10 protein-coding genes are annotated in these 9,050 nt (G+C 51.3%); 6 read left to right on the top strand and 4 right to left on the bottom strand.

Going from position 1 to position 9,050, the window contains the following annotated elements:
• Window positions 1-2: 2 nt before the first annotated feature.
• On the bottom strand, window positions 3-536 hold the full coding sequence (locus ACF8D4_RS18790) for a hypothetical protein (RefSeq protein ID WP_011080376.1): 534 nt from the start codon (window positions 534-536) through the stop codon (window positions 3-5).
• A 1,161-nt stretch (window positions 537-1,697) separates the two neighbouring features.
• On the opposite strand from ACF8D4_RS18790, the gene ACF8D4_RS18785 reads away from it, so the two are divergent.
• The 6 genes from ACF8D4_RS18785 (at window position 1,698) to ACF8D4_RS18760 (ending at window position 4,311) form a co-directional block, all read left to right on the top strand.
• Window positions 1,698-2,012 (top strand): hypothetical protein, encoded by a 315-nt coding sequence (locus ACF8D4_RS18785; RefSeq protein WP_071237967.1) that lies wholly within the window; start codon window positions 1,698-1,700, stop codon window positions 2,010-2,012.
• A gap of 3 nt (window positions 2,013-2,015) precedes the next feature.
• Window positions 2,016-2,432 (top strand): GNAT family N-acetyltransferase, encoded by a 417-nt coding sequence (locus ACF8D4_RS18780; RefSeq protein WP_025011941.1) that lies wholly within the window; start codon window positions 2,016-2,018, stop codon window positions 2,430-2,432.
• Between the two features lie 127 nt (window positions 2,433-2,559).
• Window positions 2,560-3,228 (top strand): hypothetical protein, encoded by a 669-nt coding sequence (locus tag ACF8D4_RS18775; protein WP_044735846.1) that lies wholly within the window; start codon window positions 2,560-2,562, stop codon window positions 3,226-3,228.
• 110 nt (window positions 3,229-3,338) lie between these two features.
• A complete protein-coding gene (locus ACF8D4_RS18770; protein WP_025011943.1) occupies window positions 3,339-3,689 on the top strand; it encodes a VOC family protein in 351 nt (116 codons plus the stop codon).
• A 34-nt stretch (window positions 3,690-3,723) separates the two neighbouring features.
• Window positions 3,724-4,068 carry a 5-carboxymethyl-2-hydroxymuconate Delta-isomerase gene (locus tag ACF8D4_RS18765; protein WP_221058878.1) on the top strand — a complete coding sequence of 115 codons (345 nt, stop codon included), beginning with the start codon at window positions 3,724-3,726 and terminating at the stop codon, window positions 4,066-4,068.
• Window positions 4,069-4,077: 9 nt separating this feature from the next.
• Window positions 4,078-4,311 carry a DUF1289 domain-containing protein gene (locus tag ACF8D4_RS18760; protein ID WP_208149668.1) on the top strand — a complete coding sequence of 78 codons (234 nt, stop codon included), beginning with the start codon at window positions 4,078-4,080 and terminating at the stop codon, window positions 4,309-4,311.
• A 102-nt stretch (window positions 4,312-4,413) separates the two neighbouring features.
• On the opposite strand, the gene asnB is transcribed toward ACF8D4_RS18760, so the two are convergent.
• From asnB to ACF8D4_RS18745, 3 genes are all read right to left on the bottom strand, one after another.
• A complete protein-coding gene (asnB, locus tag ACF8D4_RS18755) occupies window positions 4,414-6,078 on the bottom strand; it encodes an asparagine synthase B (protein WP_144128446.1) in 1,665 nt (554 codons plus the stop codon).
• Between the two features lie 321 nt (window positions 6,079-6,399).
• Window positions 6,400-8,046, bottom strand: coding sequence for a M28 family metallopeptidase (locus ACF8D4_RS18750; RefSeq protein ID WP_392466175.1), 1,647 nt, complete (start codon window positions 8,044-8,046; stop codon window positions 6,400-6,402).
• A 131-nt stretch (window positions 8,047-8,177) separates the two neighbouring features.
• On the bottom strand, window positions 8,178-8,924 hold the full coding sequence (locus ACF8D4_RS18745; RefSeq protein WP_025889385.1) for an HAD-IIA family hydrolase: 747 nt from the start codon (window positions 8,922-8,924) through the stop codon (window positions 8,178-8,180).
• Between the last annotated feature and the right edge of the window lie 126 nt (window positions 8,925-9,050).

Raw genomic sequence — 9,050 nt, 5'->3', positions numbered from 1 at the left:
GCTTATGCCCAACGTATGTTCATGAACCTATTTAATTCGTCGACGCTCTCTCTGTACGCATAGATGGGAATTTCTCCAAGCCCAATAGCTTTTGCAACAGCATAGCGATGATGCCCGCCTTGGAAAATGACTTCACTATTTTCAACAGGCTTTATGACTGGTGGCGTGATTGGTTTACCCTCAGATAAATATACAATCATTTTTGCCAACTTAGATTGACTGCCAACTTTCCAAAGTTCATCTCCATCTCTACGACTAAAATGGCACAAATATCTATCAAACTCTTTTAGAGGCATATGCCCTAAAACTAGTCCATTTGGGTAAAATTCATCAAATTCAGACTTACTTAAACCGTCAAAGCAATATCGCTGAGATTCAGGGCGATAATCCCAATTAATTGTTATTGTTGGCCATTCGTTCGGTTGTTTGCCGTAGAGCTTTTCCGATTTGGTATGCAATTCTTCACGTTCCGCCATCGAGCGCTTGTAATCTTCTGCACTCTCATACCCGAAGACTTGAGCTAATTCATCGTTCATTATTGAGACATTTCCTCTGATAAGCCTAACGCTAAATTAAGGTGTGAAGCACGCAACCACAACACTCAAATTGAACACCTTAATCACTAAATTTGACCCAAACCCAAATTGCCAAGCGTGCTGAATCACTCTTAAATGTTTGTTATGCGATGCCTCGAACCTTAAAATTTGAACGATAATAATCTGCGTCGATATGTAGTTTACTGTCAGGCAAAACCACCTTTAACTGCCCACATGTCCACGTTACTTTTCGTTTGTCACTATCAACTAAAGAGCTAATCAATGACATACCATTTGACTTACACTTATTACCGTTACCATCATAAAGACTACCGTTTCTAACATAGGCAAACCTCATGCTATCATCAGATCTAACTGCATAGAATATTGTGCCATGTGGAAAACGGATGTCCTCATTATATGACGCTCCGTAAGTGGTAGTAACCCAATCTGAGTCTAACTTCGGGTATGAGATATCCATAGTTCCTCCTTGTCGCATAACAGCTATATAGCACGCATGCGCGTTTTAGTCCTCGGAGTAGTATAAACGCGCACCGCTATCTGTTTGAATTAGCTGGATATAAAATAGTTTAGTCTTAATATTCCTTGCAGCTAAACGCGCATGCGCGGTTTCCAAACCTACTATCTACCCGCTGCATTTTTTAACTTTATGAAGTTGATGCTATTTTCTAAAATGTTACAGAAATAACGCGCAAACTTAGCTACAAATTCCCAGCATTTTTCCTGGAACGGCAATAATACTGTATAGAAAATCAGTTCTGAGGCGCTTACCATGAGCGCTTCAAGCCCTGCAACCAAGCGCCTTAAAACTAAGTGCCTTAAAACCAAGGACCCTAAAACCCAAGCTCTACAAAAAGCGTTAAGTAAAGCCATAGCTACCGCACGGGCGCGACATCATGCTGTTCGTCCCTGAATACCGTTACAAACGGAAAAGTATCGTTGTCGCAGAGCTTTCGCTTAAGAAAAAGCTAAAGCTAAGCATTTGAATTGGTTATACAATACCCAGCACTTAATTTGAAAACAATTAGCCAAAGGTCAAGTTTTTAGCAAAGGTTATAAAACCCTGATTTTGTGGGGGTTGACAACATAATTCGCCATGAAAACAACTGTGCCCGGCAAATCATATGAGCAATATTCCAATTGATTGCCTCGCTTAAATTGCCGGTTTCAGTGCTTGATGGCCGGGGGAACTATTTAGGAGCCTTGGTGTGGCCGGGGGACTTGCTTAATGGCGGGGGGCAGTTGTTATCGCCGGTCAATATGGCGAAATCCGCTTGGGTTTGTGTGCTCGTTGAAAACGGCTACCGGGATAGGCATGAACGGGAACTGGCATGGGGAGGGCGATTAAAGCTGCTGCCAGAGCAGCTTTTCTATGTTAACCTTGCGTTGTTTAAGGAGTTTATTGTCGTTTTGCCTCTGGCAAATAGTAAAATTTCAACTTGTATTCAGGGATGAAAAATGCAAATACGTTTGGCTACTGAAATGGATTTGGAACAGCTGGTCCTGCTGTTTGACGAGTATCGGCAGGAACTGGGGCAGGGCTCGGATCTGAGTCGTTGCCGTGAATTTTTACGGGCCCGCTTACTGGAAAACGATTCGATGATCTTCATCGCCACCGAGGGTGATTATCCGGTGGCCTTCACTCAGGTCTTTCCTTCATTCTCCTCCTTGTTGCTAAAGCCTTTATGGTATCTGGATGATCTTTTCGTATTGCCCGATTACCGTGGTCAGGGCATTGCCAAAGAGCTGACTTGCCGAGCCCGAACTTTGGCGCAGGATGCCAAGGTGCTGGCGGTCAAGCGTGAATTTGGCGAGCTGTCTCAACAAGTCGAGACAGATGGCACAGAGCAAGGTCTGTATCACGCACTACTTTAATCTGCTGCCCCCTGTTTGCTACCATTAGCGGGTTTTAATTTCAGGGGATTTCAGATTGAAAACAGCAGTACAACAGACACCTGTGCTCGACAAGAGCGCCGTTACCAACCTCTTGGCGCTGGCTATTATGCTTACCGGCTATGGCATGCACTCTGATGTGTTATTCAACATCGGCCTGTTTGCCGTATCCGGCGCCATTACCAACTGGCTGGCGGTGCATATGTTGTTTGAAAAAGTACCGGGTCTCTATGGTTCAGGGGTGATCCCGGCTCGTTTCGAACAGTTCAAGCAAGCTATCAGCGAGTTGATGATGGAGCAGTTCTTCTCTGAGGCCAACATAGACCGTTTCCTGTCGACCCGCTCCGACAAACAGAGCCTGGATCTGTCCGGCGTTATCGGCAAGGTGGACTTGGCTCCAGCCTTCGATGCCTTGGTGGCCACGGTTGCCCAATCTTCATTGGGTGGTATGTTATCCATGTTTGGCGGTGAAGAAGCGCTCACCCCACTCAAGCAACCCTTTATCGAAAAGATGCAGCAATCTCTGGCAGATATTGCCAAGAGCGATGATTTTTACGAGCTGCTCAAGGGCGAACTGGAACAGCCCGGGGTGATGGCAGATATGCGTAGCCAAATTCAGGATATTGTCGAGCAGCGGCTGGCCGAGTTAACGCCGCAGTTGGTCAAGGAGATGGTGCAGCAGATGATCAAGACCCACCTTGGCTGGTTGGTTGTCTGGGGCGGTGTCTTTGGCGGTCTGATAGGGCTGGCCAGTGTAACGCTGCAGCGCTTGCTATAACTATGACAAGCCTGCTTGAGCGATAGCCCCGGTCCAAGTTTCAGCCGCCCAAAGTATTAAGTACTTAAGTATCACAGCAATCAAGTCGCCCAAGCGGCGGGAGGAAAGCCATGGCGTTACATCATAGGATTAATTATCTTGAACTTCCCGCCCGGGAGCTGGAAGCCACCAAGGCGTTTTTTCAGGCGGTGTTTGGTTGGGGCTTTGTTGACTATGGCCCGGACTACAGCTGCTTTACCCAGGCCGGGATCGATGGCGGTTTTTTTCGCTCATCACTGAGCTTTGATACCCTCAACGGCAGCCCCTTGTTGGTGATTTACTCAAATGATCTGAACGCCAGCCTGGAGGCCGTCAAGACTCATGGCGGTGAGATCTGCAAAGATATTTTCAGTTTTCCCGGTGGCCGGCGCTTTCATTTTCGTTGCCCGAGCCAAAATGAGTATGCCGTCTGGTCTGAATAAACCCAGATGCTTCTGCCTTTAACAAGGAAGGATTATGCCTCACTGTATTATTGAGTATTCGGCGCCCCTGGCGCAGCAGTTGTCGATTGCCAAGCTGGTTCAGGCGGTGCACCAAGGTGCCATCGACTCAGGCTTGTTCACACCATCTGCCATCAAGAGTAGGGCGCATGCCTGTGAACATTTCTTGGTTGGGGAGGACAGCGCTCAAAGCTTTATCCATGTTCGTTTGGCCATTATGCCGGGACGCACCGATGAGCAAAAGCAAGCCCTGACCCAAAGCGTATTTGCCGCACTGGAGCCAATAGCGGCCAAAGTTGACAGTGTATCGCTTGAGGTTACTGAGCTGCATCAGCCAAGCTACCTTAAACGCGGCAGCTAGGAAGCCAATATGTCCGGGCAACCAAAGCGCAGTAACAGGGTGGACTCTCCCTGTATTCGTCACTGCTGCCTGGACCTGCAGGATGTTTGCCTGGGATGTTTCAGGACGCTGGAAGAAATTCTTGCCTGGCATCAGGCAACTGACAGCGAGCGGCAGGCTATTCTCGAGCGCTGCCGGCAACGGCAAGTTGAGCGTGACCAAGCAACGGCCGGGCTTAGAGTGATGAGAACAAGGCGCAAGTGAACAAGCTCAAAGCAAATAAAGCGGCTCAGAAGCGAATTTAAGTTTTGATGCCCGCTAATGAATAAAGGCGCCATTCGGCGCCTTTGTTGTTTTTACTTAATCTCAATAAGATGCGGTGTGCACAGAGCGCACCGCTCGGCCGGAAGGATCTATGATGCCTGACAGGCTCTCATCCCAGGCCAACGCTTCCGGGGTAGAGCAGGCAACCGATTTACCACCCGGTACAGTCAGTGCTGCCGACTCCAGCGGGAAGTGCTCTTCAAAGAAACAGCGATAGAAGTAGGCCTCCTTGGTTTCCGGCGTGTTGTGCGGGAAGCGGAAACGGGCGTTGGCCAGCTCTTTATCCTCCACCTGGGCGGCGGCATGTTCTTTCAGGCCGTCAATCCAGGAGTAACCCACACCGTCACTGAACTGCTCTTTCTGGCGCCAGGCGACTTCGGCCGGGAGCTTATGCTCGAAGGCTTCACGCAGGATATGCTTTTCAATCCGGCCATCTCGCGACATCTTGGCTTCCGGGTTCAGGCGCATGGCCACGTCCATAAACTCCTTGTCGAGGAAAGGTACCCGGGCTTCCAGGCCCCAGGCTGCCATGGCCTTGTTGGCCCGCAGGCAGTCGTACAGGTGCAGCTTGTCGAGTTTACGCACCAGTTCCTCATGGAAGGCGCGGGCGTTTGGTGCCTTGTGGAAATAGAGGTAACCGCCGAACAGTTCATCGGCTCCTTCGCCCGAGAGCACCATCTTGATCCCCATAGCCTTGATCTTGCGCGCCATCAAATACATGGGGGTTGCAGCGCGTATGGTGGTGACATCATAGGTTTCCAGGTGATAAATCACCTCCTTGATGGCATCCAGGCCTTCTTGGAAGGTGAAGTGCAGCTCATGGTGTATGGTGCCTATGGCATCGGCGACCTTTTGTGCCGCCGCCAGATCCGGCGCCCCTTTCAGGCCCACGGCAAAGGAGTGCAGCTGTGGCCACCAGGCATCGGAGGCATCGTTGTCTTCAATACGGCGTTTGGCAAAAGTTTGGGTTATGGCGGAAATCACCGAGGAGTCCAGCCCGCCAGATAGCAAAACGCCATAGGGCACATCTGACATCAACTGGCGCTTTACCGCGGCTTCCAACGCTTCGCGCAGCTCTTCGCTAGAGGCGCTGTTTTGGGCTACCGCTTCATAGTCGCGCCAGTCACGCTGATAGTATTGCACCGGCGCGTCATCTTCACTGAAGAGGTAATGCCCGGGGCTGAATACTTCCACAGTTTTACATACGGGAACCAGTGCCTTCATCTCAGAGGCGACATAGAAGTTGCCACTGGTATCGCGGCCGGTGTAAAGCGGGATGATCCCCATGTGATCCCGGCCTACGAGGTAGCAGTCCTTGGCCTTGTCGTAGAGGACGAAGGCAAAAATACCGTTGAGCTTATCGAGAAAGTCGCAGCCATATTCCTGATACAACGCCAGGATCACTTCGCAATCCGAGTTGGTCTGGTAGCTGTACTTGTCGCCGAGCTCGGCCTTGAGTTCTTTGTGGTTGTAGATTTCACCGTTGACTGCCAATACCAACTGGCCATCTTCAGATAACAGCGGCTGGGCGCCGTGTTCGATATCGACAATGGCCAGCCGCTCATGGGCGAGAATCGCTCTTGGAGTGGTATGAATACCCGACCAGTCCGGTCCGCGGTGGCGCATCAGTTTGGACATCTCCAGCGCAGTGCTTCTCAGAGCGGCGGCGTCAGACTGGATATCGAGAATGGCAAAAATTGAACACATGGTAAGACTCCAAACTTGGTGTTTCTTCAGCAATGGCTTCACTTTGCCTGTAGAATTCTCAAAAGCCAAGCGTTATTTTTGAATATAAATCATAAAAATGGCTGAATTTGCAAATTATGATGCGCTTTGTGACCTGTTTTTTTGAGGGTTAAACAATTTAATCGCCTAATTGGTGAAAGATCTGCATTTTAGCTCGCTGTAACAGCGTGCAAATTGGCACTTTCCCAAAGCCGCTGCTTTTATCGGCGATTGATTTATCTGCCCGGAAAACAACGCAAAAAGGCGCCGGAGGCGCCTTTGGGGATGGGGAAATGTGTCTGGTTAAATCGCCGGAGCAACGCCGGTTTCCGGCCGCAGGCTATAAAACTCTGTGCCCTTGAAATAACCCGGGCGGTCGGCAGAATCCGCCAAGCCTTTAGCGGCCTTGTAGTACACGGCGAGATCTTCCAGCGCACCGGAGAGATCCCAGTTGGCATGATACTCATCACAGAGGTTGTGATAGCAGCCTTTCATCTGCTGCTTCATTGCTGCTTTGTAGTCAGCGGTGGCCTGATCCACAGGTTCGCTGCCGCCACCGGCAAATACCGCAGGTACGCCATACTGGGCAAAACTGAAGTGATCCGAGCGGAAGAAACCGCCGGACTCGGGGTGTTTCTCTGCTGTGGCATAGCGGCCCTGAGTCTTGAGCGCGGCTTCCAGATAACGCTCCAGCTCAGACTTGCCTTTGCCCACTATGGTGAAGTCTTTAGTGCGGCCATAGATATTGGTGCTGTCGAGATTAATCACCCCTATGGTGTTTTCCAAAGGGTACGCCGGTTGGGCGGCATAGAAACGTGATCCCAGCAGACCTTGCTCTTCGCCTGTGGTGGCGATAAAAGTCAGCGAACGCTTGAGGCGCTTGCCAGCCTTGGCGTCGGCGGCAAACTCACGGGCGATGGCCAGCATGCCGGCGATGCCGGAGGCGTTGTCCATGGCGCCATTGAATACCCTGTCGCCTTCGGCCGAACTGCTCATGCCCAAATGATCCCAGTGGCCGGTAAACAGAATATGCTCATTGGCGCGGCTGCTGCCCGGCAGAGTGGCAACCACATTGTAGCTGTCGCCATACTCGGCCTTGTTATCGAAACCTATGCTGGCGGTTTGCCCCAGCGTCAGTTGCAGTGGACCGTGGGCTGCGCGGCTGATGGCGCTGTCCAGTTCAAGCCCGGCCTTGGCAAACACTTTTTTGGCGGCATCCAGGGTTATCCAGCCTTCTACTGCCACTCGCTCGTTGCCGGAATCCGAGGCCAGATCCTGTTGTGGGCCGGTCCAGCTGTTTTCCACCACAGACCAGGGATAAGCGGCAGGAGCCGTGTCGTGAATGATAATGGCGCCCAATGCGCCCTGACGGCTGGCTTCTTCATACTTGTAGGTCCAGCGGCCGTAATAGGTCATTGCCTTACCGTTGAATTTACCGAGATCCGGGCGGGCAAAGCCCGGGTCATTCACCAGAATAAGGGCGATTTTGCCCTTCATGTCCAGGCCCTGGTAGTCGTTCCAGTCGTACTCGGGGGCGTTGATACCGTAACCGACAAACACCAGCGGCGCGTTGGTGATATCGACGCGTTTAACATCATGGCGACTGCCGAGCACCAGATCTTGGGGATATTGAAAATCGATACCGGCCAGCTGTATTGCCTGGGTTTCACTGGCGGTATAGCTCACCATGGGCACTTTTTGCAAAAAGCTGCCGTTGGAACCGGGCTCAAGCCCCATATCGGCAAAGGCCTGGCTGAGATAGTCCAGAGTCAGCTGCTCGCCGCGGGTTGTCGGCGCCCGGCCTTCAAATTCATCCGAGGCCAGGGTTTGGATGTCCTGGCGAAACTCTTGTTCATTGAAGCTGACAACGCGGATGGGGTCGTCGGCAGTATTGTTTTGGCTGCAGGCACTCAAGAGTGCCAGGGTACACAGGGGGATCATCAAGCGCATAACGGATCCTGTTGTTGCTTTTATTGTCAGGTATGGAGTGGCAAAGGCTTTGCCCTTGCCCGTGCGCTATCATGGACGAAAAAACGCCCCCGATACAAGCGGAGGCGGTAAAAGGAATGTTACCAATGGTTTCAGATCACATCTATGTCGGCGGCGCAGGCAAAGACATGGTTGGGTCGGAAGGGCTCTTTCTCTATGTCTTCCAGCTTGCTGACCCCACTGGTGACCAGTATGGTTTCCAGTCCGGCCTGAAAACCGGCCAGAATATCGGTACGCATGTTATCGCCGATAATCACGGTATTTTCTGAATGACCATCTATATGGTTCAGGGCCGAGCGGATGATCCAACTGCTGGGTTTACCCACGTAGAAGGGCTTGCGACCGCTTATTCTCTCAATAGGCGCACAGAGAGCGCCACAGGCGGGACTATAAGCCGGGCCATGGGTATCCGGGTTGGTGGCAATAAAACGGGCGCCGGCGGCAACAAAGCGGGCGGCCTTGTGGATCATGTCCCAATTGTAGGAGCGGGTTTCGCCGACGATAACAAAGTCGGGGTTGATATCGGTAATGGTAAAGCCGGCCTTGTAAAGCTCGTGGGTGAGGGCACCTTCACCTATGACAAACGCCTTGCTGCCTTCCTGGTGCTTGAGAAAGTCGGCGGTCGCCATGGCCGAGGTATAGAAGCACTCTTCGGGAATATGCAGCCCGGCGGCGCCGAGGCGGTTTTGCAGATCTTTGCCCGTTTGTACCGGATAGTTGGTCAAGATAACCAAGGGGTTTCCCTGTTCCAGTACCCGGGCGATAAACTTGTCACTGCCGGGGATTAACTTGTTGTCGTGCATCAGCACGCCGTCTATATCGCAGATAATATTCTTCATGCGCGTCTCGTTCTGTCCTGATAACTGCCCCTATCTAACGCCATTGGTCATAAAATTACAATTGGCCGCTGTAAAAAGCCGGTAACGGAGCGTCATATCCGGGTAAATTAAGGGAAGAAGCAAGCT

It is taken from the genome of Shewanella sp. YQ_9 (assembly GCF_043103185.1).
Taxonomy (GTDB): domain Bacteria; phylum Pseudomonadota; class Gammaproteobacteria; order Enterobacterales; family Shewanellaceae; genus Shewanella; species Shewanella algae.
This window is presented reverse-complemented; position numbering and strand designations above follow the sequence as displayed.

Coding starts and splice junctions, on each gene's coding strand:
- ACF8D4_RS18790 (WP_011080376.1), bottom strand. CDS start 536: ATGAACGATGAATTAGCTCAAGTCTTCGGGTATGAGAGTGCAGAAGAT.
- ACF8D4_RS18780 (WP_025011941.1), top strand. CDS start 2,016: ATGCAAATACGTTTGGCTACTGAAATGGATTTGGAACAGCTGGTCCTG.
- ACF8D4_RS18775 (WP_044735846.1), top strand. CDS start 2,560: ATGCTTACCGGCTATGGCATGCACTCTGATGTGTTATTCAACATCGGC.
- ACF8D4_RS18770 (WP_025011943.1), top strand. CDS start 3,339: ATGGCGTTACATCATAGGATTAATTATCTTGAACTTCCCGCCCGGGAG.
- ACF8D4_RS18765 (WP_221058878.1), top strand. CDS start 3,724: ATGCCTCACTGTATTATTGAGTATTCGGCGCCCCTGGCGCAGCAGTTG.
- ACF8D4_RS18760 (WP_208149668.1), top strand. CDS start 4,078: ATGTCCGGGCAACCAAAGCGCAGTAACAGGGTGGACTCTCCCTGTATT.
- asnB (WP_144128446.1), bottom strand. CDS start 6,078: ATGTGTTCAATTTTTGCCATTCTCGATATCCAGTCTGACGCCGCCGCT.
- ACF8D4_RS18750 (WP_392466175.1), bottom strand. CDS start 8,046: ATGCGCTTGATGATCCCCCTGTGTACCCTGGCACTCTTGAGTGCCTGC.
- ACF8D4_RS18745 (WP_025889385.1), bottom strand. CDS start 8,924: ATGAAGAATATTATCTGCGATATAGACGGCGTGCTGATGCACGACAAC.